This window comes from Caulobacter sp. ALps2 (genome assembly GCF_058681635.1).
This window is the reverse complement of record NZ_CM178743.1, coordinates 2498849-2524268: the sequence shown is the minus strand read 5'-3', so window position 1 is coordinate 2524268 and position 25420 is coordinate 2498849. Positions and strand designations below refer to the sequence as shown.

At 68.4% G+C, this 25420-nt stretch carries 23 protein-coding genes and 1 pseudogene; 12 read left to right on the top strand and 12 right to left on the bottom strand.

What is annotated here, in order from left to right; genetic code table 11:
• Window positions 1–19 precede the first annotated feature (19 nt).
• Window positions 20–1423, top strand: coding sequence for an L-serine ammonia-lyase (locus tag ACW173_RS12040; protein WP_492085647.1), 1404 nt, complete (start codon window positions 20–22; stop codon window positions 1421–1423).
• A gap of 49 nt (window positions 1424–1472) precedes the next feature.
• Window positions 1473–2266: pseudogene (locus tag ACW173_RS12035) on the top strand (DUF72 domain-containing protein).
• Window positions 2267–2428: 162 nt separating this feature from the next.
• Here ACW173_RS12035 and ACW173_RS12030 read toward each other — a convergent pair.
• Together ACW173_RS12030 and ACW173_RS12025 are read right to left on the bottom strand one after the other, a co-directional pair.
• Window positions 2429–3217, bottom strand: a complete 789-nt coding sequence (locus ACW173_RS12030) for a DUF1295 domain-containing protein (RefSeq protein WP_492085645.1) — start codon at window positions 3215–3217, stop codon at window positions 2429–2431.
• Window positions 3218–3372: 155 nt separating this feature from the next.
• On the bottom strand, window positions 3373–4596 hold the full coding sequence (locus ACW173_RS12025; RefSeq protein WP_492085643.1) for an acetyl-CoA acetyltransferase: 1224 nt from the start codon (window positions 4594–4596) through the stop codon (window positions 3373–3375).
• Between the two features lie 120 nt (window positions 4597–4716).
• Here ACW173_RS12025 and ACW173_RS12020 point away from each other — a divergent pair, with 120 nt between their 5' ends.
• Complete coding sequence (locus ACW173_RS12020; RefSeq protein WP_492085641.1) at window positions 4717–5679, top strand: winged helix-turn-helix transcriptional regulator; 963 nt, start codon at window positions 4717–4719, stop codon at window positions 5677–5679.
• Window positions 5680–5762: 83 nt separating this feature from the next.
• Here ACW173_RS12020 and dgcA read toward each other — a convergent pair whose 3' ends face one another.
• The gene (gene dgcA, locus ACW173_RS12015; protein WP_492085640.1) at window positions 5763–6764 is read right to left on the bottom strand and encodes an N-acetyl-D-Glu racemase DgcA; all 1002 of its coding nucleotides are present in this window, start codon (window positions 6762–6764) and stop codon (window positions 5763–5765) included.
• A 47-nt stretch (window positions 6765–6811) separates the two neighbouring features.
• The gene (didA, locus tag ACW173_RS12010; RefSeq protein WP_492085638.1) at window positions 6812–7018 is read right to left on the bottom strand and encodes a DNA damage-induced SOS-independent cell division inhibitor A; all 207 of its coding nucleotides are present in this window, start codon (window positions 7016–7018) and stop codon (window positions 6812–6814) included.
• Between the two features lie 132 nt (window positions 7019–7150).
• Here didA and ACW173_RS12005 point away from each other — a divergent pair, with 132 nt between their 5' ends.
• Window positions 7151–7459 carry a polyhydroxyalkanoic acid system family protein gene (locus ACW173_RS12005; protein WP_492085636.1) on the top strand — a complete coding sequence of 103 codons (309 nt, stop codon included), beginning with the start codon at window positions 7151–7153 and terminating at the stop codon, window positions 7457–7459.
• 1 nt (window position 7460) lies between these two features.
• Here ACW173_RS12005 and ACW173_RS12000 read toward each other — a convergent pair whose 3' ends face one another.
• Entirely contained in the window at window positions 7461–8318 is an 858-nt protein-coding gene (locus tag ACW173_RS12000) for a sigma-70 family RNA polymerase sigma factor (RefSeq protein ID WP_492085634.1), read from the bottom strand.
• Between the two features lie 107 nt (window positions 8319–8425).
• Between ACW173_RS12000 and ACW173_RS11995 the strand changes: the two genes are divergently transcribed.
• Window positions 8426–8884: a carboxymuconolactone decarboxylase family protein gene (locus tag ACW173_RS11995; RefSeq protein WP_492085633.1), complete on the top strand. Its 459-nt coding sequence runs from the start codon at window positions 8426–8428 to the stop codon at window positions 8882–8884.
• A 58-nt stretch (window positions 8885–8942) separates the two neighbouring features.
• Here the strand turns inward: ACW173_RS11995 and ACW173_RS11990 are convergent, their stop codons facing one another.
• Window positions 8943–9365, bottom strand: a complete 423-nt coding sequence (locus ACW173_RS11990; RefSeq protein ID WP_492085631.1) for a DUF983 domain-containing protein — start codon at window positions 9363–9365, stop codon at window positions 8943–8945.
• Between the two features lie 68 nt (window positions 9366–9433).
• Between ACW173_RS11990 and ACW173_RS11985 the strand changes: the two genes are divergently transcribed.
• Together ACW173_RS11985 and ACW173_RS11980 are read left to right on the top strand one after the other, a co-directional pair.
• The gene (locus tag ACW173_RS11985; RefSeq protein WP_492085630.1) at window positions 9434–10780 is read left to right on the top strand and encodes an aminotransferase-like domain-containing protein; all 1347 of its coding nucleotides are present in this window, start codon (window positions 9434–9436) and stop codon (window positions 10778–10780) included.
• 129 nt (window positions 10781–10909) lie between these two features.
• On the top strand, window positions 10910–11953 hold the full coding sequence (locus ACW173_RS11980; RefSeq protein WP_492085629.1) for a hypothetical protein: 1044 nt from the start codon (window positions 10910–10912) through the stop codon (window positions 11951–11953).
• Between the two features lie 62 nt (window positions 11954–12015).
• Here ACW173_RS11980 and ACW173_RS11975 read toward each other — a convergent pair whose 3' ends face one another.
• Both ACW173_RS11975 and ACW173_RS11970 read right to left on the bottom strand, forming a co-directional pair.
• Window positions 12016–12216 (bottom strand): hypothetical protein, encoded by a 201-nt coding sequence (locus tag ACW173_RS11975; RefSeq protein WP_492085627.1) that lies wholly within the window; start codon window positions 12214–12216, stop codon window positions 12016–12018.
• A 47-nt stretch (window positions 12217–12263) separates the two neighbouring features.
• Window positions 12264–12887 (bottom strand): TetR/AcrR family transcriptional regulator, encoded by a 624-nt coding sequence (locus ACW173_RS11970; protein WP_492085626.1) that lies wholly within the window; start codon window positions 12885–12887, stop codon window positions 12264–12266.
• A gap of 76 nt (window positions 12888–12963) precedes the next feature.
• Between ACW173_RS11970 and ACW173_RS11965 the strand changes: the two genes are divergently transcribed.
• Together ACW173_RS11965 and ACW173_RS11960 are read left to right on the top strand one after the other, a co-directional pair.
• The gene (locus tag ACW173_RS11965) at window positions 12964–14052 is read left to right on the top strand and encodes an efflux RND transporter periplasmic adaptor subunit (RefSeq protein WP_492085625.1); all 1089 of its coding nucleotides are present in this window, start codon (window positions 12964–12966) and stop codon (window positions 14050–14052) included.
• Window positions 14053–14055: 3 nt separating this feature from the next.
• Window positions 14056–17139 carry an efflux RND transporter permease subunit gene (locus tag ACW173_RS11960; protein WP_492085623.1) on the top strand — a complete coding sequence of 1028 codons (3084 nt, stop codon included), beginning with the start codon at window positions 14056–14058 and terminating at the stop codon, window positions 17137–17139.
• A gap of 61 nt (window positions 17140–17200) precedes the next feature.
• On the opposite strand, the gene ACW173_RS11955 is transcribed toward ACW173_RS11960, so the two are convergent.
• Entirely contained in the window at window positions 17201–18592 is a 1392-nt protein-coding gene (locus ACW173_RS11955) for a Dyp-type peroxidase (protein WP_492085621.1), read from the bottom strand.
• A gap of 165 nt (window positions 18593–18757) precedes the next feature.
• Here ACW173_RS11955 and ACW173_RS11950 point away from each other — a divergent pair, with 165 nt between their 5' ends.
• From ACW173_RS11950 to ACW173_RS11940, 3 genes are all read left to right on the top strand, one after another.
• Window positions 18758–20401 carry a phytoene desaturase family protein gene (locus tag ACW173_RS11950; protein WP_492085619.1) on the top strand — a complete coding sequence of 548 codons (1644 nt, stop codon included), beginning with the start codon at window positions 18758–18760 and terminating at the stop codon, window positions 20399–20401.
• Window positions 20398–21537 carry an aromatic ring-hydroxylating oxygenase subunit alpha gene (locus ACW173_RS11945; protein WP_492085617.1) on the top strand — a complete coding sequence of 380 codons (1140 nt, stop codon included), beginning with the start codon at window positions 20398–20400 and terminating at the stop codon, window positions 21535–21537. The genes ACW173_RS11950 and ACW173_RS11945 overlap by 4 nt, the downstream gene beginning before the upstream one ends.
• 94 nt (window positions 21538–21631) lie before the next feature.
• Window positions 21632–22282, top strand: coding sequence for a TetR/AcrR family transcriptional regulator (locus tag ACW173_RS11940; protein ID WP_492085616.1), 651 nt, complete (start codon window positions 21632–21634; stop codon window positions 22280–22282).
• 179 nt (window positions 22283–22461) lie between these two features.
• On the opposite strand, the gene ACW173_RS11935 is transcribed toward ACW173_RS11940, so the two are convergent.
• From ACW173_RS11935 to ACW173_RS11925, 3 genes are all read right to left on the bottom strand, one after another.
• Window positions 22462–22701 (bottom strand): hypothetical protein, encoded by a 240-nt coding sequence (locus tag ACW173_RS11935; protein WP_492085613.1) that lies wholly within the window; start codon window positions 22699–22701, stop codon window positions 22462–22464.
• 138 nt (window positions 22702–22839) lie between these two features.
• Window positions 22840–24090 (bottom strand): Xaa-Pro dipeptidase, encoded by a 1251-nt coding sequence (locus ACW173_RS11930; RefSeq protein WP_492085610.1) that lies wholly within the window; start codon window positions 24088–24090, stop codon window positions 22840–22842.
• The gene (locus ACW173_RS11925) at window positions 24087–25409 is read right to left on the bottom strand and encodes an amino acid permease (protein ID WP_492085608.1); all 1323 of its coding nucleotides are present in this window, start codon (window positions 25407–25409) and stop codon (window positions 24087–24089) included. Before ACW173_RS11925 ends, ACW173_RS11930 begins: the two co-directional genes overlap by 4 nt.
• Window positions 25410–25420 lie beyond the last annotated feature (11 nt).

The following is a 25420-nucleotide window of genomic DNA, read 5'->3' as shown; positions in this document are numbered from 1 at the left end:
TGAATACCCAGAGTTCCCCATGACCGCCTCCGTCTTCGACCTCTTCAAACTCGGCGTCGGCCCGTCGAGCAGCCACACCATGGGGCCGATGAGCGCCGCGGTGCTGTTCGTCGGCCGCCTGCGCGAGGCCGGGAAACTGGCCGCCGTCGTCCGGGTCGAGATCAAACTCTACGCTTCCTTGGCCCTGACCGGCCGAGGCCACGCCACCGACCGCGCCGTGATCCTGGGCCTGATGGGTTTCGTCCCCGCGCAGCTGGACCCCGACGCCGGCGAGGCCGCCCTGCTGGAGAGCCAAGCGACCCAGTCCCTAAACCTTGGCGGTCAAATGGGGGGCGGCGACCACACGATCACCTTCGACGAGGCCAGGGACATCGTCTGGCTGGGTCACGAACGCCTGCCTCAGCACCCCAACGGCTTGACCTTCACCGCCTTCGACAGGGCCGGCGAAGTCTTGGCCGAGCGCACCTACTTCTCGATCGGCGGCGGCTTCGTGCGCGACGAGCGCGAGATGGGCAGCAACGCCCCGCCCGAAACCGGCCCGGAGATCCCCCACCCGTTCGAGAGCGGCGCCGACCTGCTGCAACGCGCCGCCGACGCGGGCTTGTCGATCGCCGGGGTCATGGGCGCCAACGAGCTGGCGCGGATGTCGCTGGACGAGATGAACGCCGGCCTCGACCGCATCTTCAACGCCATGGAAGCCTGCATTGATCGCGGCATGCGCCAGGACGGCGTCCTGCCCGGCGGCCTGACCGTCAAGCGTCGCGCCCGCCAGATCCACCAGACCATCCTGGGTCGGATGGAGCGCCAGATGAGCGATCCCCTGGCGGCCATGGACTTCGTCAACCTGTGGGCCATGGCGGTCAACGAAGAGAACGCCGCCGGCGGCCGCGTCGTCACCGCCCCGACCAATGGCGCGGCGGGCCTGGTCCCGGCCGTGCTGCGGTTCTTCGTGCGCTTCCACAAGGGCAGCCCTGAGCAGATACGCGTCTTCCTGCTGACCGCCGCGGCGATCGGCGCGCTCTATAAGCGCAACGCGTCGATCAGCGGGGCCGAGGTCGGCTGCCAGGGCGAGGTGGGCGTGGCCTGCTCGATGGCCGCCGCCGGTCTGGCCGCCGCGCTCGGAGGGACGAACGCCCAGATCGAGAACGCCGCCGAGATTGGCATGGAGCACAATCTGGGCCTCACCTGCGACCCGATCGGCGGCCTGGTCCAGATCCCCTGCATCGAGCGCAACGCCATGGGCGCCATCAAGGCCATCGACGCCGCGCGCCTGGCCTTGCTCGGCGACGGCCAGCACTCGGTGTCGCTGGACAAGGTCATCGCCACCATGAAGCGCACCGGCGAGGACATGAACGAGATCTACAAGGAAACCTCGATGGGCGGCCTGGCGGTGGGCCTGTCGGTCAACCGGGTCGAGTGCTGACGGCAGGAGTCAGCAGGCTTGCCGCCCGCTCTTGCCCATCCGCGCCGCGATGCTAGGGTGCGCGCCGAGAACAGGAAGGGAACAAGCATGGCCAAGGGCGTGATCCGGGCGGGCATCGGCGGCTGGACGTTCGAGCCTTGGCGCGGCCCCTTCTACGGCGATGACGTCAAGCAGAAGGACGAGCTGAAATACGCCTCGTCCAAACTGACCAGCATCGAGATCAACGGCACCTACTATTCGACCTTCAAGCCCAATAGCTGGCAGAAGTGGCGCGCCGAGACGCCGGACGACTTCGTGTTCGCGGTCAAGGCCAGCCGCTACTGCACCAACCGCAAGGTGCTGTCGGAGAACAACGACTCCCTCGAGAAATTCCTGTCCCAGGGGCTGGAGGAGCTGGGTCCGAAGCTCGGGCCCATCAACTGGCAGTTCATGGGAACGAAGAAGTTCGATCCGGCTGATTTCGAGGGTTTCCTGAAATTACTGCCGAAAGAACGCGGCGGGGTTCGGCTGCGCCATGCGCTCGAGGTCCGTAACCTGACCTTCGCCTGCCAGGAATTCTACGACCTGGCCGCCAAGTACGGCGCGGCCATCGTTTACGCCGTCGACGACGAAGAGCCGACCTGGCCCTGCATCGACGAACCGACCGCCGACTTCACCTATGCGCGGCTGATGTCCAGCAAGCCCGACGAGCCGACCGGCATGACATCGGAGGAGCTGGACGGGATCGTCAAACAGGCGCGAACCTGGGCCGAGCGCGGCGATGTGTTCGCCTACTTCATCGCCGGGGCCAAGGTGAGGAATCCGGCGGCGGCGATGGCGCTGATCGAGAAGCTGGGGGCGTAGAGCGCTCACCACACCCAACACCGTCATCCCGCGCTTTATGCGCGGGACCCATCGTTCACCTTCTACGTGAGAGCCTCATTTCGCTCCGCACCTGCGGCGGATAAATGGGTCCCGCGCATAAAGCGCGGGATGACGGGTTTGATTGGCTTGGATTGCGCCCCCTCAAACCTTCTTCGGAAACCACGGCAGGAACCCACTGGTCCGCGCCACGTACTCCGCATAGCCCGGCTTGCTCTTGCGCATCCGCCCCTCGGTCGTCGGCACGCCGCTCCACCGGGTCAGCAGGAAGGTGATCAGCACCGGTCCCGGCAGGCTCCACGCGCCCACCCCCGTCTCGGCGGCGATCAGGTACAGCCCCCACCACACGCAGGCGTCGCCGAAATAGTTCGGGTGGCGGGTATAGCGCCAAAGGCCCTTGTCCATGACCTGGCCGGCGTTGCCGGGATCGGCCTTGAAGCGGGTCAGCTGCCAGTCGCCGATCGTCTCGAACAGGATGCCGACCACGGCCAAGGCCGCGCCCGCGAAGGCCATCGGTCCCAGCGGTCCGGACTGATGACCCAGCTGCACGGGCAGGGCCACCAGGAAGCTCAGGGCGTATTGCAGCGAGAACACCAGCAGCAGCGCGGTCTTGGCGAAGCCCCAGCCGCGATGCTTTTCGGCATGGGCGATCATCGAGACATAGCGCCGATCCGCCCCATGCTTGCGCCAGCGCCAGAACAGATACCCGCCCAGCCGCGCCGCCCAAAGGGTGCAGAGGGCGGTCAGCAGCAGGCCGTGCGGGGTTGGCGGACGCTGCAGCAGGGCGCTCCAGGCCAGCAGCGCCATGCTCGGGCCCCACCAGGCGTCGATGAAGCTGACGTCCTTGATCCGTAGACTGACGATCCACAGAAGCAGGAACGCGACGGCCGACACGGCGGCGTTGACGGCGAGGAGGGTGAGCAGCGGAGGCATGGGCAAAACCTTGATCGTAGTGTCTTTCTCCTCCCCCGTTGGGGGAGGTGGCCCGGAGGGCCGGAGGGGGCAGCGCGGCCTAGGCGGAGAAGCCCCCTCCGTCGCTCCGCGACACCTCCCCAGAGGGGGAGGAGAGCCTGAACCGTGCGGGTCCCCTAAGTCCCCACGACGAAACTCACCGTCGTCGTGGTCGAACCGCCGATGTTCAGAGTCTGCACCGTCCTGGCGCCCTCGACCTGGTAGTCCCCGGCCCGTCCCGAGGTCTGCTTCCACGCGTCCAGCAACATCCGGACGCCGGTGGCCCCGACCGGGTGGCCAGTTCCGATCAACCCGCCCGAGGGATTGATCGGCAGCTTGCCGCCGATCGCGATGTCGCCGTTCTCGACCGCTTTCCAGCTCTCGCCCGGCGCGGTCAGGCCCAGGTGGTCGATCGCCATATACTCGGTGGCGGTGAAGCAGTCATGGGTCTCGACCGCGTCGACGCCAGAGACGTCCGGCGCGATGCCGGCCCGGACGCGGGCGTCCAGGATGGCCCCGCGCACCTGCGGGAAAATGTATTCGGCGTCGCGGCTGGCCTCGACCTTGCGAGCATAGCTGAGCGGCGCCGAGCGATGACCCCAGCCCTTGATCCGGGGAATGCTCTCCAGCGCGATCCCGCGCTGGTCGGCGTAGTCCCGCGCGCGCCGCTCCGACGCCAGGAACACCACGGCCGAGCCGTCGGTGACCTGGCCGCAGTCCTGCTTGCGCGTGCGGCCCTCGACCACCGGATTGGCGACCTCATCCGCGGTGAAGGCCTCGGGTCCGAAGTTCCAGCCGCGCGTCTGGGCGTTGGGATTGCGTTTGCCGTTGGCGAAATTGATCTCGGCGATGCCCATCAGGTGCTCGTAACGCAGCCCGTAACGGCGGTCATACTCGTCGGCGAGATCGGAGAAGGCGCGCGGCCACAGGAAGCGAGCATCCTGGAATTCATGACCGGCCCAGGCGGCGGCTCCTAGGTTCTCGGCCGCCATCTGGCCAGGGACGTTGCGCATCTGCTCGATGCCGACGACGCAGGCCAGGTCGTAGCGCCCGGCTTCGATCTCGGCCGTCGCGGCCAGGATGGCGACGCTGCCCGAAGCGCAGGCCGCCTCGTGGCGCGCGGTCGGCAGGCCATCGAAGGCCGGATGGACCAGGCCGAACATGCCGCCCAGCAGGCCCTGCCCCGCGAACAGCTCGGCGGCGAAGTTGCCGACATGGCCTGTCTCGACGTCGTCGGGATCCAGATCGACGGCCGCCAACCCCTCGCCCACGACCTGGGCGAAGGCGTCGGCCAGTTCGCGTCCCTCGCGGCTCCAGTTGGCGGCGAAGTCGCTCTGCCAACCGCCCAGCACATAGACCATGCCCGGACCTCCCTCCAGTTAGTTCGATTATACAAGCGACCTTTGTTGAGTCCACGACTTAGGCGAACAATGGTTTGAACCGGCGTTGACTCGCCGCGCCGAAGCGGCCCACCAAGCCGCATGGTCGCTCAGAAGGCCCCTGCTCTGGTTCGTCGCAGTTCAGCCGCCCGCGCGCTGAACCTGATCGGCGACCGTTGGACCCTGCTGGTGCTGTACGCCGCCTTCATGGGCGTGAAACGCTTCGATGGCTTCGTGGCCATGACCGGTGTCGCCCGCTCGCTGCTGACCGACCGCCTCAAGCGCCTGGAGGCCGGCGGCGTGCTGGAACGCCGCCTCTACCAGGACCGCCCGCCGCGCTTTGAGTACCGGCTGACGGCCATGGGCCGCGACCTCTACGACTCGGCGCTGATGCTGCTGGGCTGGGAGATGCGCTGGCGCTTCGATCCCGACTGCCCGTCGCACCAGATCGTCCACGAACCCTGCGGCCAGCCGCTGAAACCCGTCCTGGCCTGCAAGGCCTGCGGCGAGGCGGTGAAGGTGCGCGACGTCACCCTGTCGCCCGGCCCCGGCGCGGGGCTGGAGCCCGCGCCGCCGGCCCGCCACTCGCGCCGCGCCAGCCACGACGACGTCGGCGGCCCCGCCCTGCATCCGATGCTGGAGCGCGGCGTCGAAGTGCTGGGCGACCGCTGGACCGCCCACTTGATCGCCGCGGCCTTTTACGGCCTGCGCCGGTTCAAGGATTTCCAGGCCGAACTGAAGGTCGCCAGCAATATCCTGACCGACCGTCTGGAACGGCTGGTGGCGCGAGGCATGCTGGAGCGCGTGCGGTACCAGGAACGGCCGGAACGGTGGGAGTATCGGCTGACCCAAGAGGGGCGGGACCTGTTTCCGTTGATCGCGGCGTTGATGGCGTGGGGCGATCGGTGGTTGGCGGGAAACGAGGGGAGTCCTGAAATTCTGACGCACAGCTGCGGGGCGCGACTGGAGCCGGTGGCGCGGTGTGGGGCCTGTGGGGGCGGGGTCAGCGTCGATAACACATGGATATCTGCTCCCCCGTTGGGGGAGCTGTCGCGGAGCGACTGAGGGGGCGTCGCCGGCCTAAGCCAAGCTGCCCCCTCCGGCCCGCTGGGCCACCTCCCCCAACGGGGGAGGAGAGCATTAGGCCGTCAAAGCCAAAGCCCCCCGGCCTCGACCGCATCCCCCCAGAACCCCGCCGCCGGCGGCTTGATCCGCCCGCGCTCGACCCGCAACCCACCCGGATGGTCCACCGCCAGCCACCACGGTCCGTCCAGATCCGCGAAGTCACTCGCCCCGCCCAGATGCAGAGCCGGCGCGACGCCCAGGGACGAGGCCACCATGCAGCCCGTCATCACCTGGAACCCCAACGCCCGCGCCGCCTTCAGCATCGCCACGGCCTCGGTCAGGCCGCCGGTCTTGTCGAGCTTGAGGTTTACCGCCTGGTAGCGCCCCCGCAGCTTCGCCAAGTCGCCGCCGACATGGACGGACTCGTCGGCGCACACCGTGAACGGCGGGTCCCAGCCGTCCAGCGCCTGGTCGGCGTCGGCGGGCAGCGGCTGCTCGACCAGGGCGATCGGCAGGTCGGCGAGCAGAGGTTTCAGGTCCCGCAGGATGTCGAAGGTCCAGCCCTCGTTGGGGTCGACGATGAACCGCGAATTGGGCGCGGCGGCCGCGACGGCGCGCAGGCGGGCGGCGGGGTCGTCGGCCGAGAGCTTGATCTTGATCAGCGGCGCGTCGGCGACGGCGCGGGCGGCCTCGGCCATCTTCTCGGGCGTATCGAGGCTGACCGTGACGGCGGTGACGAGGTCGGTTGGGACCGTCAAACCCGTCGCCTGCGCGACACTGACGCCGGTGCGCTTGGCGCGTAGGTCCCAGAGGGCCAGGTCGAGGGCGTTGCGGGCCGCGCCGGGTGGCAGGGCGGCGCAGGCGGCTTCCGCATCAGTCGACGCCAGGGCCGGCGCGAGCTGCGCCAGCACGCTCTCCACCGTCTCGTCGTAGCGACCGTAGGGCACGCTCTCGCCGCGCCCGACATGGCCATCAACAGAGGCAATCACCTCGACCACGTCGGCAGCGGTCTTGACCCCGCGCGAGATGCGAAACGGGGCCTTCAGCGGATGCGAGACCGGGCGGACGGAAACGACGATCGACATGCCCGCAGGGATGCCGCGTTTCGCGATGTCCTACCAGCCCCCGAAAATCACCAGCCCCAGTGACGGGGGATCGGCGAGTCGGCGCGGCGCTCGGCCATCACCTTCAACGCCAGCGGACGGTCGACGACGAACAGCGCCGCCCAGACCAGCAGCACGCCGGCATAGTGGATCGCGCCGAGCAATCCGCCCGGACGGCCAGGGCGTACGAAACGACGCGGCGCGGTGAACGGCTGGGTCATGGCGAAGTCGGTCATGTCGTCATCCCTGGGCTTAGGGGGCCTCATCTGATGAAAACGACCTTGGCCGTGCACTGCGCCAGAATCGGACGTATAGAACCGGGCTAGCCCTGGCCGCGTTGCGTTGGGGCGAAGTCTGCGAGGATTGCCATGGCCAAGACCGTCAGCATCAACATCCCCCACCAGCTGGGCGCGGCCGAGGCCAAGCGCCGGCTGGAGCAGGGCCTTTCACAGCTGGCCGGCCAGATCCCCGGCGGCGACGCCAACGGCTTCACCCAGAGCTGGGCGGGCGACGTGCTGAACTTCTCGGCCGTGGCCATGGGCTCGACCATCACCGGTGTCGTCCAGGTGCTGGAAGACCACGCCCGCCTCGATATTTCCCTGCCCGGCCTGCTGGGCATGGCGGCCGGCAAGATCAAGGACGAACTGAGCCGCCGGGGGCAGGCCCTGCTGAAATGATCTAGACCACCGACACCTCGGCCGCCGCCAGCCGCTCGGGATCTCCAGCGGCGAAGATCTCGACGACCTTGCCGTTCTCGATCCGGATGTCGAGCACGGCGTACAGCTTGCCGTTCGGGGCCACGACCGCGCCGATCGCGCCGTCGACCAGGGCGGTGCGCGCGGTCTGGGCCAGGCCGTTGTAGAATGCCGCGACCTTCTCGGCGCCGCGCAGTTCGCGGGTCTGGCCGCCGCCGGCGAAGATGTCGGCGCGGACCACGACGTTGGGGTCGAGGATCGCCATCAGCCCCGCCATGTCCCCCGTGCGCGAAGCGGTCAGGAAAGCGTCGACCACGCTCTTCTGGGCGACTTGGGTAGCGTCAAGCGCGTCAACGCCGCGCACTCGGCGACGGGCCCGGCTGGCCAGTTGGCGGGCGGCGTCGGGCGTGCGGTCCACGATCGGGGCGATCTGCTCGAACGGCATGTCGAACAGGTCGTGCAGCACGAAGGCGATCCGCTCGGCGGGGTTCAAGGACCGCAATACGACCAGCAGGGCGAGGCCTACCGAGTCGGCGAGGATGGTCTCGCGCTCGATCGCCTCCTCGGCGGTGACCGAGGGTTCGGGACCGCCCTCCAGCAGCGCGTCCTCGCGGCGGGACTTCTTGCCGCGCAGCATGTCCAGGCACACCCGCGAGGTCACGGTGGTCAGCCAGGCCGACAGGTTGTCGACGCCGCCGGTGTCGGCGCGCGACAGCCGCAGCCAAGCCTCCTGCACGGCGTCCTCGGCCTCGGGCAGCGAGCCGAGCATCCGATAGGCCACGCCGCGCAGACGGGCGCGGTCGGCTTCGAATGTCTCGGCCAGATAATTTTTTCCGGTCATGGCGGTCACATCGCTCCGTCGGCTTCCGTCACCTCTTCGACGAACGGAAATCGCCGGATGTGACCGGCTCGAGCGTCTCGACGAAACAAAAGCCCACGGAGACTTCGATGCAAGCCCGCATGACCCAGCCCGCCTTCCTGTTGCCCGACGCCCTGAAGGCGATGATGGCGCTCGGCAAGTCCGCCCATGTCGAGGGCGTGCCAGAGACCCTGCACGAGCTGCTGCACCTGCGCGTCAGCCAGATCAATGGTTGCGGCGTCTGTCTTGAAATGCACGCCCGCGCCGCGGCGAAGTCGGGCGAGAGCCCAGAGCGCCTGGCCACCGTCGCCGGCTGGCGTGACACGCCTTACTTCACCGACGCCGAACGCGCCGCCCTGGCCCTGGCCGAGGCCGTCACCCGCATCGCCGACAAGGCCGACCCCGTGCCGGACGACGTCTGGACCGAAGCGGCTCGCCACTATGACGAAAAGGCCCTGGCCGGCCTCTTGATCAGCATCTCGGCGATCAACGTATGGAACCGTCTGAACGCGGCGACGCGTCAAGTGGCGGGATCGCTGGGGGTTTAGCGTGATCCCCTCATCCGATCTCCCCGGCGAAAGCCGGGGAAACGGAGCTGAGTTGAGCTCACAGCCTCCTGGAGTCGAAGTCGTGGCGGCCCAGGCTCTCGAAGCGGCCTTCCTCGGCCTTGTTGATGTACTGGGCGGCGACCAGCCAGCTCTTCACGGGGCGCAGGGTCCCCAGGCATCCCAGGATCAGAGCCGGGAAGATCGTCACCAGGTGCACCCAGATCGGCGGGCGGTAGGCGATCTCGACCCAGGCGAACACCGCGGTGATCACGATGCCCACGCCGCTCATCACGAAGAAGGCCGGGCCGTCGGCCGGGTCGGCGAAGCCGTAGTCCAGGCCGCAGCGGTCGCACGACGGGGCCAGCTTGAGAAAGCCGCTATAGAGCTTGCCCTCGCCGCAGCGCGGGCAGCAACACTTCAGGCCGGCCTCCACGGGCGTGGGAGAGTCGTAGACCCCATTTGGAAACTGTTGCTCGGTCATCGAAGACCCCTTCCTACAATCGCAGGATTGATCCATACATTGTTCGCATAATGTATGGATTTTAGGGCGTGGCGACAACTAAGGGATCACCGAATCCAGCCGCCGTCTGGTTGCGTCGGATCGACGCCTTGGACGGCCCCGCCTATCGACGGATCGCCGAGGCCCTGGAGGCCGCGGTGGCCGAGGGCGAACTGCAGGCCGGCGACCAACTGCCGGCCCAGCGCGAGGTGGCGCGGATCGTCGGCATCGATTTCACCACCGTCACCCGCGCCTATGCCCTGGCCCGCGAGCGCGGCCTGATCGAGGGTGCGGCCGGTCGCGGCACATTCATCCGCTTACGGACGATTGAGGATGAAGCCGGTCTGGTCGACTTGTCCATGAACCTGCCGCCCCCGCCGGCGGGTTTGAACCTGGCGGCGCTGCTCCGCGAGACGACCGGCGCTATCCTGGCGCGAACCGACCCGGCGACCTTGATGGCCTACCACCCTGGCGCGGGCTCCCTGGCCCAGCGGACCGCCGGCGCGGCCTGGCTCGCTCCGGTCTTGGGCGAGCTCGCGCCTGAGCGCGTGGTCGTCGCCAGCGGGGCGCAGACGGCGCTGTCGGCGCTGCTGGATCACCTGACGGTCCCCGGCGACACGATCCTGGCCGAGGCCTTCGCCTATCCCGGCCTGTTGGCCACGGCCGCGCGGCGCGGCCTCGAGGTCGTAGCCTGCCCGCTGGACGACGAGGGGCTGGAACCCGAGGCCCTGGCGCGACTGGCCGCCGAGCATCGTCCGCGCCTGCTGTGCTGCACCCCGACCTTCCAGAACCCGACGGCGACGACCATGAGCCTGTCGCGGCGCGAGGCGGTCGTGGCGATCGCCCGGACGGCCGGCGTCACGATCGTCGAGGACGACGCCTACGGCCTGTTGCCGGCCTCGCCCCTGCCCGCCCTGGCCGCGCTGTGGCCCGACGGCGTGTTCCACGTCGCCACCACCGCCAAGACCCTGTCGCCGGGCCTGCGCCTGGCCTATGTCGTCGCGCCGCCAGGACGGGGCGAAAGCCTTGCGGCCACTCTGCACGCCATCGCCCAGATGCCCGCGCCGCTGATGGCGGCCGTGGTCACCAGCTGGATCCGCGAGGGGATCGCCGGCCAGGTGCTGGCGGGGGTGCGAGAAGAGGCCATCGCCCGCCGAACCCTCGCGGCCGAGCGACTGCCGACGGCCGTAGGCGGGGCGGAGAGCTTGCACGTCTGGCTGCCGGGCGCCGTTGCGACCCCGGCCGCGCGAGACCACGGCCTGGCGCTGGTCGGCGCCGACGCCTTCCGCGCCGCCGGCGCTACCGGCGAGGGCCTGCGGATCTCGCTGGGCGCGGCAACCAAACGCTCCGTTCTGACCCACGCCCTTACCGCATTGGGCGGCCTCCAGCGCGCCTAGACCCTCGCTAGAGCCATAAAGTTAATACTACCGATAATTGCACATGGACTCCTGACGCGTTATGCGCGATTTTGCGTCGAAATACGCGCATGAAGCGTATTTTCACAAAAGACATCCCAGGAGGGAATCATGGCTCAGTGGACAGACATGTTCGTGCGCAAGTCTTTGAGTGACACGGGCGCTAATCCGTACCCCGGCGGCGATTGGACATCGTCGCCCGACATCATCCCCAACGGCCCCGCGGTCTCGACCAATCCGGTCGGCGACTTCGGCGCCGCCACCTACGGTTCGGACGTGGGCAAGTCGACCAGTTTCGAGCAGACCAACTACTTCTACGCGCGAGCCAAGAACCTGTCGGCCGGCGCCCAGACCGGCGCGCTCTACCTCTACTACTGCCCGCAGAACCTGTTCCTGTTTCCGTCCCTGTGGGCGAACAACCAAATGAAGACCAGCTCGGGCAAGGACTCCGTCGCCCTGTCGGCGGCCAAGACCAACGACATCGCGGTCACGCCCGAGCCCTTCGCCTACGTGCCGACCAACAACATCCACAGCTGCCTGATCGCGCGGCTGGTCACGCCGACCACGCCCAACCCCGTGCCCAATGACGGCGACTTCACCACGATGAGCGACCTGGCCGCCTTCATCTGCAAGCATCCTAACTATGCGTGGCGGAACGTGGTGCTGGTCGAGTCCGGCATCCCGACCTTCACCAACACCTTCCAGATCGACACCACCTCGCTGAAACCCGGCAGCTTGGCTCAGTTCCTGATCGGGATCAGCTTCAAGAACCTGAGCACCGGCAGCCAGCTGGGCTTCTCGGCCGGCACGCCCATCCCCTCGGGTCCGGACGCGGGCAAGGTGATCCAGCTGGTGCAGTCGGCGATCCCGCAGAGCTCCGGCTCGATGGGCTCGCAGATCCTGACCATCCCGGCCGGCTACAAGACCAGCGTGTCCTACTCGTACTGGGCCAATCCGCCGGTCCAGGCCGGTTGGGAGGTCAAGTTCTACGCCATCCAGCTGGTGCAGCCGACCGAGGCGGCTTTGCACGCCCTGGCCTCGCCGCTGCATGAACTGGGCGTGCCTGGCCTGACGCCCGAGCACCACCTGCTGGCCCTGACCAAAAGCAATACGCTTGGCATTCTGGTCGGCAGCGTCGCCACGCTCGGCGTCTGACGGCGGGCCGGAAGCGAGCGCTGGCCGTTCGTTTCCGGCTTTCCGGCTTTCCGGCTTTCCGGCTAGAACTCGACGTCGTCCTCGTTGGTCTCGCCCTCGGCCTCGCCGCCCATGGCGTTCTCGAGGCTGTCGATGATGTCGTCCATCTGGTCGGGCGTGATCGAGACATAGAGCGACTCGCCGCCGATGGCCGAGACCAGCAGACGGTAGCCGTCCTCGGTTTCCTGCAGGCTGAACGATTGGAGCGGCAGGAGCGTGGCCATGGGGGATCCTTCGGAAATGCGAGCGCTGATCTAGAGGCTCGAACGCCCTATTTCAACGCGCCTCGCCGCAGCATGGCCACATGCGTCGCGATCAGCGGCCCCCGATCGACCCACGGGAACTCCGGCCGCGCGATCAACAGCGAGACCAGGCCGTGCAGGCCGGCCCACAACGACTGGGTCGCGGCCATGACGTCGTCGCCAGCCATCAGCCCGCCAGCGTGCAGCTCGCCCACCATCTCGACGAACACGTGGAAGACCTCCTTGCCGGCGGCCATCGGCTTTCCGCCGGTCTTCTCCAGGAACGAGCCGTCGACGCTCTTCTCCAGCATGAAAGCCACCCGGTAGGCGTCGGGGTGGTCCAGGCCAAAGTCGATATACACCCGCAGGCAACGCTCGAAGTTCTCCGGCGTCGGCGTGTAGTCGACCCGCGCCCGCGCCATCCGCTGGCCCAGGATCGCGAAGGCGCGCACGCACAGCTCGGCGGCGATGTCGTCCTTGGTGGCGAAATAGGCGTACAGCGCCGGCTGCGAGATGCCGGCGATCGCGGCGATCTGCCGGGTCGAGACGGCGTGGACGCCCTTCTGGGCGAACAGGCTCTGGGCGGCGTCGAGGATCTCCTCGCGGCGCTCGGCGCCCTGGCCCTTGGGTTTACGCGGGGAACGGGTCTGCATCCGACGTCCTTGACCACCGGTCTCCGAGCTTGACAAGCAAGCATTATCGATCACTGATAACTTATCATCGATCGATTTGGAACAGCTTATGTGGCGGACCGGCCTGCTCGCTTCGACAGCCTTGCTTGCGGCGGTCGTGCTGACCGGCTGTGGTGGCAAGCCCAAGGCCGACGAACCCGTGGCCCCGACGCCGGTCGAGGCCGCGAGGGTCGCCGCCCCCGGCGCCTCGGGCTCGGTCACCGGCGCCGGCACGCTGGAGCGCCGCCGCGAGATGGCGCTGTCGTTCCGCATCCCCGGCGTCCTGACCGCCATGCGGGTCGAGGCCGGCGATAGCGTCCGCACCGGCCAAACCATCGCCGCGATCGATCCGGCCGGGGTCGACGCCCGTCAGCAGCAGACCGCCGCCGACCTGGAACGGGCCCGCCGCGACGTCGAGCGCGACAAGGCCCTGTTCGAGAAGGGCTATGTCAGCCGCCAGCGCATCGACGACCGAACCAGCGCCCTGAAGGCCGCCCAGGCCGCCTATGACGCCGCCCGCTTCGACCGCCGCTGGGCCACGCTGGCCTCGCCGGTGTCGGGCGTGGTGCTGGAACGCCGCGCCCAGGCGGGCGAGGTCGTGGCCGCCGGCCAGGTGGTGGCGCGGGTCGCCGACCTCACCTCGCCGCTGGTCCTGCGCCTGCCGCTGTCCGCCCGCGAGGCCGCTCGCGTTCGGGTCGGCGACGCCGCCCAGGTGACGGTGGAAGATCTCGGAGGTCAGCCCCTCACCGCTCGCGTCACCCGCGTCGGCGAAGCCGCCGACACCCGCACCGGCGCGATCAGCGTCGAGATCGAGCTTTCCGCGCCGCCAGCCAATCTACGCTCCGGCCAGGTGGCGCATGCGACCTTGCAGGTCCGGGCCGCGCCCGGCGCCGCGACGGCCTATACGCGCATTCCCGCCGAAGCGGTGCTGGAAGCCAGCGGACAGCGCGGCTTCGTCTACCGCTTCGACAACGGCAAGGCCCGTCGCACGGCGGTGACCTTCGGCGGCTTCGATGGCGACGACGCCCTGGTGGCCGGCCTGCCGGACGGCGCCCAGGTGATCACGGCCGGGGCCGGCTTCGTCGCCGACGGCGAGGCCGTGCGGGTCGTCGATCCGACCCGACTCGCCGGTCCCGTGGGGCGCTGATCCGTGAAGTTCGATCTCGCGACCTTCGCCGTCCGCCGCTGGCAGTTCACCCTGGTCGCCTTCGGCCTGCTGGTGATGCTGGGCGTCAACGCCTTCCTGAACGTGCCCAGGTCCGAGGACCCGCACTTCCCCACCCCGATCGTCTTCATCCGCGCGGTGCTGCCCGGCGCCGAGCCGTCGGAGATGGAGCAACTGGTCGTCGATCCCATCGAGGACGCCGTCGACGGCCTCGACAACATCGACAAGGTCGAGTCGACCAGCCTGGACGGCGCCGCCCTTGTCCGTGTCCATTTCACCTGGGATGTCGACGCCGAACGCAAGTACGATCAGGTCGTGCGCGAGGTGAACGCCATTCGCGGCAACCTGCCAGCCGGCCTGACCTTGCTCGACATCCAGCGGGTGCGGACCTCGGAAGTGGCCATCGTCCAGGTCGCCCTGACCAGCGACATCATGCCGATGCGACGGCTGGAGAAGACCGCCGATCGCCTGCGCGAGCGGCTGGACCGCGTGCCGGGCGTGCGCGAGGCCAAGTACTGGGGCGCGCCGCCGTCCGAGGTGCAGGTCACCCTGGATCTGGCCCGCCTGTCGGCCCTGCGGCTGCCGGTCACCGCGGTCGGCGACGCCCTGCGCGCCAACGGGGCCGAGGCGCCGATCGGCGCGGTGCAGGCCGGCGAGCGACGCTTCAACGTCAAGTCCGGCGGCGCCTTCCGGGACCTGGCGACCATCGCCGACACGCCCGTGCGCTCGGTCGGCGGTCAGGTCACTCGCGTGCGGGACGTCGCCAGCGTGGCCTGGGCGCAGGCCGAGCCCTCGCACCTGACACGGTTCAACGGCAAGCGGGCCATCTTCCTGACCGTGACCCAGAAGGACGGCCAGGACGTCGCCAAGATCACCAAGACCGTGCAGGCGGTGCTGAACGACTACGAAAAGACCCTGCCCGCGGGGGTGAAGCTGCAGCGCGGCTTCGTCCAGGCCGAGAACGTCAAACACCGGCTGACCAACCTCTTCCGCGACTTCGGCATCGCCCTGGTTCTGGTGCTGATCACCCTGCTGCCGCTGGGCCCGCGCGCCGGCGTCGTGGTGATGGTCTCGATCCCGCTCAGCCTGCTGATCGGCCTGACCATGCTGCAGGCGTTCGGTTTCACCCTGAACCAGTTGTCGATCGCCGGCTTCGTGTTGGCGCTTGGCCTGCTGGTCGACGACAGCATCGTCATCACCGAGAATATCGCGCGCCGGGTGCGCGAGGGCGAGGACCGGGTCGACGCGGCGATCAACGGCACGCGTCAGATCAGCCTGGCGGTGCTGGGCTGCACGGCCACCCTGATGCTGGCCTTCCTGCCGCTGATGGCCCTGCCGGCCGGCTCGGGGGCCTATATCAAGTCGCTGCCCGTGACAGTGCTGTGCACCATCGCCGCCTCGCTGCTGGTCTCGATGACCATTATCCCGTTCCTGGCCAGTCGGGTGCTGGACAAGCACTCGGATCCCGAAGGCAACGCCCTGCTGCGGGCGGTCAATGACGGCATCCACCGCTTCTACCGTCCCGTGCTGCACCGGGCCCTGGCGCGGCCGTGGCTGACCCTGGCCATCCTGCTGACCATCTGCCTGACCACTTTGCCGCTGGTGAAACTGATCGGCTCGTCGCTGTTTCCCCAGGCCGAGACCCCGCAGTTCCTGATCCGCATCGAGACGCCCGACGGCTCATCCCTGGCCCGCACCGACCAGGCGCTGCGCTACGTGGAAAAGCGCGTGCTGGCCGAGCCGGAGGTGGTGTGGGAGGCCGCCAACCTGGGGCGTGGCAATCCGCAGATCTTCTACAACCGCAACCAGCGTGAGAGCGCCACGACCTTCGCCGAGGTGTTCGTCAGCCTCAAACGCTGGGAGCCGGGCAAGAGTGAGTTGGTGCTGGATCGGCTGCGCAAGGACTTCAACACCTATCCCGGCGCGCGGATCAGCGTCCTGACCTTCGAGAACGGCCCGCCGATCGATGCGCCGGTGGCCGTGCGCCTGACCGGCCAGAACCTGGACGTTCTCAAAGCTCTATCGGCCCGGGCGGAGGCGATCCTGAAGGCCACGCCGGGCGCGCGCGACGTCACCAACCCCGTACGCCTGGACCGCACCGATCTGGACCTTGGCGTCGACGAAGCCAAGGCCGCCGCCCTGGGCGTGCCGGCCGGCGCCCCGCGCCGCATCGCCCGCCTGGCCCTGTCCGGCGAGGAGGCCGCCCGCTTCCGCGACCCGGACGGCGACGACTACGCGGTCAAGGTGCGGCTGCCGACGGCTCAGGTCGACGGCGCGGCCCGCAACCCGCTGTCGGCGCTGAAGGGCGTCTATGTCCCGACCGCCGACGGCCTGGCCGCGCCGCTGGACGCCATCGCCACGCCGAAGCTCAAGTCCAGCCCCTCGCGCATCGACCGCTTCGACCGCGAGCGAACCGTGACCATCAGTGCGTACGTCCGCACCGGCTTCCTGGCCTCGAGCGTGACACAAGACGCCGTCGCGAGGCTGGAGAAGGACCTGCCTCTGCCGCCGGGGTACCGCCTGTCGCTGGGCGGCGAGGCCGAGGCCGCGTCGGAGAGCTTCGCGGGCCTGGGCGCGGCGGTGCTGGTGGCGGTGTTCGGGATCCTGGCCGTGCTGGTCCTGGAGTTCCAGAAGTTCAAGACCGCGCTCGTCGTGGCGGGCATCATCCCGTTCGGGGTGTTCGGCGCGGTGCTGGCCCTGGCGCTGACCGGCAACTCGCTGTCGTTCACGGCGACGATCGGCGTGGTCGCGCTGATCGGCATCGAGATCAAGAACTCGATCCTGCTGGTCGACTTCACCGAACAGCTGCGTCACGAGGGCATGAACCTGCACGACGCCATCGAGAAGGCCGGCGAGGTGCGCTTCCTGCCCGTGCTGCTGACCTCGGTGACCGCGATCGGCGGCTTGCTGCCCTTGGCGCTCGAGCACTCGGGCCTCTACTCGCCCCTGGCCATCGCGATCATTGGCGGGCTGATCACGAGCACCCTGCTGAGCCGCGTGGCGACGCCGGTGATGTACTGGCTGACGGCGCGGGAGCGGGCGTCGGAGACCGCCGCCGCGTCCCACTAGGTCAAACCCTTGTCATCCCTGCTCTTTGCTTCGCCACGGCCGGGATGACAAGGAAAGGGCCCTAGACGTTGGCCAAGGTGCTGCGGGCGGGCGCGAAGAAGTATTCGCCGCCCTTCATCGTCACGAAGCCGCCAAACCCCTTGTCGACGCTGCCCGCCGCCGGATCGTTCCAAGCCTTCGGATGGCGCAGCACCGAAGACCCCCCTTGGCCGATGATCGGGTCCAGGCCCGTGCCGGGCGCCAGGAACGCATCGTTGTTCGCCCAGGAGATCTGGGTGAACTCGAACTGGTTGGCGATGTCGGACTGGTAGGCCATGAACAGCAGGCCCACGCCGCCTTCCGGTTCGTCCTTCGGGTCGACCGTGCTGACCCGGCGTCCGTACGGGATACCGCGGCGGGCCATGATGTGGTCGCGCTCGCTCTTGAGCGGGATGCCGAACCTGGTCGCGCTTTCGCCGCGCGGGTTGGTCTTGCGAACGTGCCCATGGATGGGACAGCGCGCGCCGTTCGGATCGCCGGCATAGGTGAAGTTGTTGCTGATCGGATTGACCTCGCCGTCGTGGCCGAACAGCTCGATCGAAGTGCCGTCCTCCCACCGCCCGACGATCGTCGCCCCGGCCAGCTCGCCATTGCCCGCCAAGGCGCCGAGGCCCTCCTCGGCCTTTTTGAAGGCCTTGACGTTCTGCTCCAGTTTGCGGAACACAAAATAGCTGCCGAACGCCGCCGGCGACGAAGAGCCCGGATCCTTGACCAGCACCTGCGACAGCGGGAACTTCGGGTCCCAGACGTCGATGCCGCCTTCGCTCTTCTCGCGCTCTACGTCCTCCTTCAACAGCAGCGGCTGGCTGCGGCCATCGACATAGCCGAAGTGTTCCAGGCCGCCCCCGCCGGCGTTGAAGATCGCCCGGCCCGCTTCGGACGCGACGACCTTGCCCGCGCCGCCCAGCAGGTTGAGAATCTTCGTCTCCAGGTCGTCGACCGCGCTGGAGGTCCAGCTGGTCTTGTCGTCCGGGTCGCCGGCGATCAGCACCAGGGCGTGTAGCGGACCGCGATAGCCGCGATCCAGGTTCTCGACCGCCGGATCGTTCAGGTCGCCGCCGCGCGATTTCATCCCTTCACGGAACGTCGCGTCCGGCGGAGCCAGCGCTTCCAGGTTCAGCGCGCCATAGCCCTCGAACGACAGGTAGAAGGCCACGAACGGCCCGCCGCTGAGCTTGACCAACTTGTAGGCGTCGGCCTGCCGCAACTGCTCCTGGGCCGAGATGATCAAGGTCGAAATGTCCCGCACGAACGTCTTGGCCCGCGCGACGTCCCGTCCGAACTGCAGGAACAGCAGCCGCGCCGCATGGCGGCCGTGTCCCTTGAGAATATTGCCCTGGAGGTCCGAAAGCATCGCCAGTTCGTCGGCGGTGGCGGACTTCCACGCGAGCGCGTCTTCGAGATCGATACCCATGCCCATTCCCCTTCTAGCAGAAAGGGAATTTAACATTCACACAGTCTAAACGCGAATCTTAGATAACGCCGTTCTGTGATTTATGAACACGTCTTCGGCATATGGCGCCCTTGTCTATTGTACGATCGTATAGCAACCTTTCCCCATACTCCGGGGAGAGACACCATGGCCGACACCACCAGCCGCGACGCGGTGATCATCGGCGGGGGCCACAACGGGCTCGTCTGCGCCTTCTACCTGGCCAAGGCGGGTTTGAAGGTCACGGTCTGCGAGGCGCGGGGCGTGGTCGGCGGGGCGGCGGTCACCGAGGAGTTCCATCCGGGTTTCCGCAACTCGGCAGCCAGCTACACGGTCAGCCTGCTCAATCCCAAGGTCATCGCCGACATGGGCCTGCGCGACTACGGCCTGACCTTTCTGGAGCGGCCGATCTCAAATTTCCTGCCGCTGTCCGACGACAAGTACATCAAGCTGGGCGGCGGGCTGGAGCGCACGCAAGAACAGTTCCGCCAGTTCAGCCGCCGCGACGCCGAGGTGCTGCCGGCCTACTACGCCATGCTGGACGAGATCGGCGACATCCTGCGCGACTTCGCCCAGGAGACGCCGCCGAACCTGGGCGACGGCTTGCCGGGCGTGCTGCGAGCCCTGCGCCAGGGCGGGCGGCTGGCCATGCTGTCGCGCGAGCGCAAGCGCGACCTGCTGGACCTGTTCACCAAGAGCGCCCGCGACGTGCTGGACGGCTGGTTCGAGAGCGACGCCGTCAAGGCCGCCTTCGGCTTCGACGCCGTGGTCGGCAACTTCGCCAGCCCCGACACCCCCGGCTCGGCCTATGTGCTGCTGCACCACACCTTCGGCGAGGTGAACGGCAAGAAGGGCGCTTGGGGCCACGCGGTCGGCGGCATGGGCTCGATCACCCAGGCCATGGCCAAGGCCTGTGAGGCGGCCGGGGTCGAAATCCTGCTCGATGCGCCCGTCGAGGGCGTCCACGTCGAAAACGTCCCCGGGGGCGACAAGGCCGTGGGCGTGCAGTTGGTCGACGGCCGCCAGATCATGGCCCCGATCGTCAGCGCCAACGTCAATCCCGCCCTGCTCTACAAGAAACTGGTGCCGCCCTCGGCCCTGACCGCCGATTTCCGTAAAGCCGTCGACGGCTACAAGAACGGCTCGGGCACCTTCCGGATGAACGTGGCGCTGTCGGAGCTGCCCAGCTTCACTTGCCTGCCCGGCCGCGAGACCGCCGAGCACCACCAGTCGGGCATCGTGATCGCGCCCAGCCTGGACTACATGGACGCCGCCTATCGCGACGCGAAGGCCGAAGGCGTCAGCAAGGCCCCGATCGTCGAGATCCTGATCCCCTCGACCATCGACACCAGCCTGGCCCCTCCGGGCCAGCACGTGGCCAGCCTGTTCTGCCAGCAGTTCGCGCCGGAGCTGCCGGGCGGCCGTTCGTGGGACGACGCGCGCGAGGCGGCCGGCGACCTGATCATCGCCACGGTCGACCAGTGGGCGCCGGGCTTCAAGGCCTCGGTGCTGGGGCGCGCCCTGCTGTCGCCGCTGGACCTGGAGCGCAAGTTCGGCCTGATTGGCGGCGACATCATGCACGGCCACATGTCGCTGGACCAGCTGTGGGCCACCCGCCCGTTCCTGGGCAACGCCAGCCACCGCGCGCCGATCAAGGGCCTCTACATGTGCGGGGCCGGCACGCACCCTGGCGGCGGCGTCTCGGGCAATCCGGGCCGCAACGCAGCCCGCGAGATCCTGCGCGACAAGGACTTCGCCACGGCCGTGAAGCTGTCGGTGGTCGGGCGATGACCGCCATCTCCAATGAAGACCCTCAATCCGACTGGGGCCTGCCAGGTTGGATCTACGGCTCCGAACGCTTCTTCAAGGAAGAGCAGGAGAAGATTTTCCGCCCGTCGTGGCAGATCGTCTGCCACCTGAACGACATCCCCAAGCCCGGCGACTTCCACACCTTCGACTTCGTGGGCGAAAGCCTGGTCGTGGTGCGCGGCAAGGACGGCGGCGCGCGGGCCTTCGCCAATGTCTGTCGCCACCGGGGCGCGCGGCTGCTGGACGGCCCCGTCGGCCACTGCGGCCGGATCGTCTGCCCCTACCACGCCTGGACCTACGACCTGGAAGGCCGGCTGATCGGCGTGCCGATGCGCGATGACTATCCGGCGCTGGAGATGGACAAGCAGGGCCTGGCCAAGGTCGAGACCGAGATCTGGCGCGGCTTCGTCTTCGTGCGGATCGAGGGGACTGGGCCGTCGGTGGCGACCATGATGGCGCCCCACGAGGACGAGGTCGCCCACTACCGCTTCGAGGACCTGCAGCCGTTCGGCCGCGTCACCCTGCGGCCGCGCGAGGTCAACTGGAAGAACATCAGCGACAACTATTCGGACGGCCTGCACATCCCGATCGCCCATCCGGGCCTGACGCGGCTGTTCGGCAAGGGCTATGGCGTCGAGGCCAGGACCTTCGTCGACAAGATGTGGGGCCAGCTGATCGACGAGCCGTCGCGCAATCCGTCCGAGCGGCTGTACCAGGACCTGCTGCCCGACGTGCCGCATCTGCCGGACGATCGCAAACGTCTCTGGACCTACTTCAAGCTCTGGCCGAACTTCGCGTTCGACATCTATCCCGACCAGGTGGACTTCATGCAGTTCATCCCGGTCTCGGCCGAGAAGACCATCATCCGCGAGATCGCCTACGCGCTGCCGGACGAGCGCCGGGAGATGAAGGCCGCGCGCTATCTGAACTGGCGCATCAACCGCCAGGTCAACGCCGAGGACACCGAGCTGGTGGCCAGGGTGCAGCAGGGCATGGCGTCGCGGACCTTCACCGCGGGACCGCTGGCGACGAGCGAGGTCAGCTTGCGCAGCTTCGGCCGCAAGATGCGCGCGCTGGTTCCGGAGAGCCGGTTGGCGAGGCCGCCGGAGGGATGGTGATTTCCTCCAACCGTCATCCCGCGCTTTATGCGCGGGACCCATTTGTCCGTCGCAAGTGCGGAGCGGAAACACACTCTCACCTGAAAGCTGAACCATGGGTCCCGCGCATAAAGCGCGGGATGACGGGGTTTGGATTGGGGATGGTGCGGAAGTGAGCCGCGCCGCCTTCACCCGCGAGACCCCCGACGTCCGACGCCAGGCGCTGGTCGCCGCCGCCGAGACCGTGCTCGCCCGCGAGGGTGTCGGCGGGACCTCCGTGCGGACGATCTGCGCCGAAGCCGGCGTCTCGCCCGGCCTGCTGCGCCACTATTTCGAAGGCGTCGACGAGTTGATCGCCGCGGCCTATGAGGCGGTCAGCCAGCGGATCGACGCGGCGCTGGACGCGGCGCTGGACGCCGCCGAGCCCGCTCCGCGCGCGCGCCTGCTGGCCTATCTGACCGCCAGCTTCGCGCCGCCGGTGCTGGACCCGCGGCTGCTGGCCGCCTGGATCGGCTTCTGGAGTCTGGTCAAAACCAAGCCGCGCATCGCCGCCATTCACGCGGCGTCCTATGCGGGTTTCCGGGCGCGGCTGGAGCATCTGCTGGAAGAAGCCGGCGCGCGCGACACGCGACTGGCGGCCATCGCCCTGACGGCGACCGTGGACGGACTATGGCTGGAGCTGTGCCTCGATCCGGCGACCTTCGGCCCCGACGAAGCCGCGCGGATCATCGGCCGCGCGCTGGAAAGCTGGCTGGAAGCTTTCTAAGGGGAAACTCCGGTCTTCCCGACAAGCGCCGGTTCAGGGAGACGTCGGGGCGCGCTGTCGTTGCAGCGCCAAATCCCACCACCCCAAACACCTCGGCGACCAGCTGTCGCCGGGAAGACCGGATGCCCCCTACTGGGCGGAGCGCGGTAAGCATCGCGCCCCGAAACTCAACTTGGAACCTAAGCCGCCGCGACCTGATGCGCGGCGCGATTACGGCCCCACGACGGCGTACGCACTTCCGGTTCGAACACGTGCACTTCGGCCTTGCGGCCCTGGGTCCGCATGTGACGCGCCAGCAACTGGGCCAGGGTGTCGGCCTCGTGTTGCGACGAGTACGAACCAATCAGCTCGGCCGAGTCGTTCCAGGTCACGTGCCACACGCCAGCGACCGGGCGGACGTAGTAGTGATTCTCGGTCATGAAGACCTCCTTGGACGTACTCAACGTGATGCTAACCACGCAGACATGACAGTTGTTTCGCTATCGCACAACAGAATTGCGCTGCGATGCACAATGCATGATCCACGCCAGGCCTGACTGTGCGGTTCTTCACCGTCGCTAGGGTTCGTTCTTCACCACCGCCCCGCCCTTCATCACCTTGGGCACGGTCGTCAGGAGCGAGACGTCCGCCAGCGGATCCCCGGCCACGGCGATCAGGTCGGCATAGCAGCCGGACGCGTCGCAGCCGACCTGGCCGGTCTTGCCCATCAGCTCGGCCGCTACGGTGGTCGCCGACTGGATCGTCTGCATGGGCGTCATGCCGTACTTGACCATGTAGGGCATCTGTCGGGCGTTCCAGCCGTGCGGATAGACGCCGGCGTCGGTGCCGTAGGCGATCTTGACCCCCGCCTTCACCGCCTTGCGGAAACCCTCGCGCTGGGCGTCGGTCGTCTCGCGGTTCTTGCGGATCATGCCATCGGGCCAGTGGTGCTCGCGGCCATAGGTGTCGATGAAGTCGCCATTGTAGATGTCGGCGACCAGGAACGCGCCCTTGGCCTTCATCAGCGCGATGCCTTCGTCGTCGATCAGCGAGCCGTGTTCGATCGAGCGCGCCCCGGCGCGGACGGCGGTCTTGACGCCCTCGGCCCCGTGGGCGTGGGCGGTGGCGTAGGTCCCGCGTTTGGCGGCCTCCTCGACGGCGGCGCGGATCTCGTCCTCGGACAGTTCCAGCTGGCCGGGTTCGGTGCCTTCGGTCAGCACCGCGCCGGTGGCGATCAGCTTGATGAAGTCGGCGCCGTGGACCAGCAGGTCGCGGACCTTCCTGTGGACGTCGGCGGCGTCCTCGACCACGCCGCGCCGCATCTCGGCCGGGATGACCACGTCCTGCGCGATCCCGGTGATCTCCCCGCCCCCGCCGGGCGCGGTGACATAGGCGCCGGCCACCGACATGCGCGGTCCAGGGACGTAGCCGGCGTTGATCGCATCGCGCAGCGCGACGTCGCCGAACGCCCGCCAGGTCCCGACGTCGCGGACACTGGTGAAACCGGCCATCAAGGTCGCGCGGGCGTGCGCGGCGCCGATATAGGCCTGCTCGGCGGCGGTGCGCAGCAGGGGCTCGGCGATGTTCTCGCTCTGCTCCTCGTCGACTAGGTGGGTGTGCATGTCGATCAGGCCGGGCAGAACGGTCAGCTGGCTCCAGTCGGTGACGGGCCCATCCCTGGGAGCGACCTTCCACGGCGTGACCGCGGTGATCTTCTCGCCCTCGATGCGGATCAACTGGTCGGTCATCACCTTGCCGGCCTGGGGATCGACCAGCTTGCCAGCGTGAACATAACTGACCTGAGCGGCCAGCAGCAGCGCGACGATCATGTACGAGCCTCAAGAGCGGGACGCGCCGCGCGGGCGGTCAGGAAACGGACAGGCAGGCCGACCAGCAGCAGGACCACGCCCCACAGGGTGGCCGAGGTCCCGGCGCCGTAGAGGGTCCAGATCGAATACAGCGCCGCCAGGATCGCCAGCACGGTCAGCGGCGCGCTGGCCGTCATCCGCTTCTGCTGTTGCAGGCGCAAGGCCGCCAGGGCGCTGAACAGGTAGGCGAACAGGTTGGCCGTCGTCGCCAACAGGGCGATGAAGGTGAACAGATCAGCCATCGACTTGGCGTAGTTCATCAGGACGAGGGCGGTCAGCAGGGCGCTGGACAGCACGTGGGCCCGCACCGGCGTCCCGCGCTTGCCGGCCTTGCCCAGCCAGGCGGGGAACACCCCGTCTCGAGCCATGGCGTAGGGCATCTCGCCCTGCAGCAGCACCCAGCCGTTCAAGGCCCCAAAGGCGCTGATCGCGGCGAAGGCGGCCAGGACCAGCCGCAGGTCGCCGCCGCCATGATAGCCCACGAAGTCCGCGAACGGCGCGTTGGAGCCCTTCAGCAGGCCGACCGGCGACAGCAGCACCACCGCCGAGCAGACGACCAGATAGATCAGGCCGGTGAAGGCCGTACCATACAGCGTCGCGCGCGGAATGGTCTTGGTCGGTTCATGCACCTTGTCGGCGGGCACGGTGGCCGACTCCAGGCCCAGCAAGGCCCAGAGCGTGAGCGTGGCGGCCGCGGTGATCGCCCCGGCCGATAACTGGGAGGGCTCGAACGGCGTCACCGCCGCCCCGCCCTTGCGCGCGAAGACGACGATGGCCAGGCCCGCCACGGCGACCAGGGGCAGGAGCTTCAGGATGGTGGCCGCCACCTGCAGCCGCCCCGCCGACTTGGAGCCCCAGCAGTTGACGGCCGTCAGGCCCCAGACCAGGGCGATGGTCACCAGGGCGTGCAGACCCGGGACCCTGGCGATGGCCGGCGCGAACACCGACAGATAGCTGACGCAGCCCGTCGCGATCGCCGCGTTGCCGACCCACATCGAGATCCAGTAGGCCCAGGCGACCATGAAGCCGGCCGTCGGCCCGAACGCTTCCTGGGTGTAGGCCAGCGGCCCGCCGGCGCGCGGGAAGGCCTGAGCCAGCTGAGCGAAGACGAAGGCCAGACACAACGCCCCGCCGATCGTCATCAGCCAGGCGATCACGGCGTTCCAGCCGTACGGCGCCAGCGAGGCCGGCAGCATGAAGACGCCCGAGCCGATCATGTTGCCCACGACCAGGGCCGTGCACATCCACAGACCCAACGGGCGGGCGCTCGACGACGCCATGTTTCCCCCTA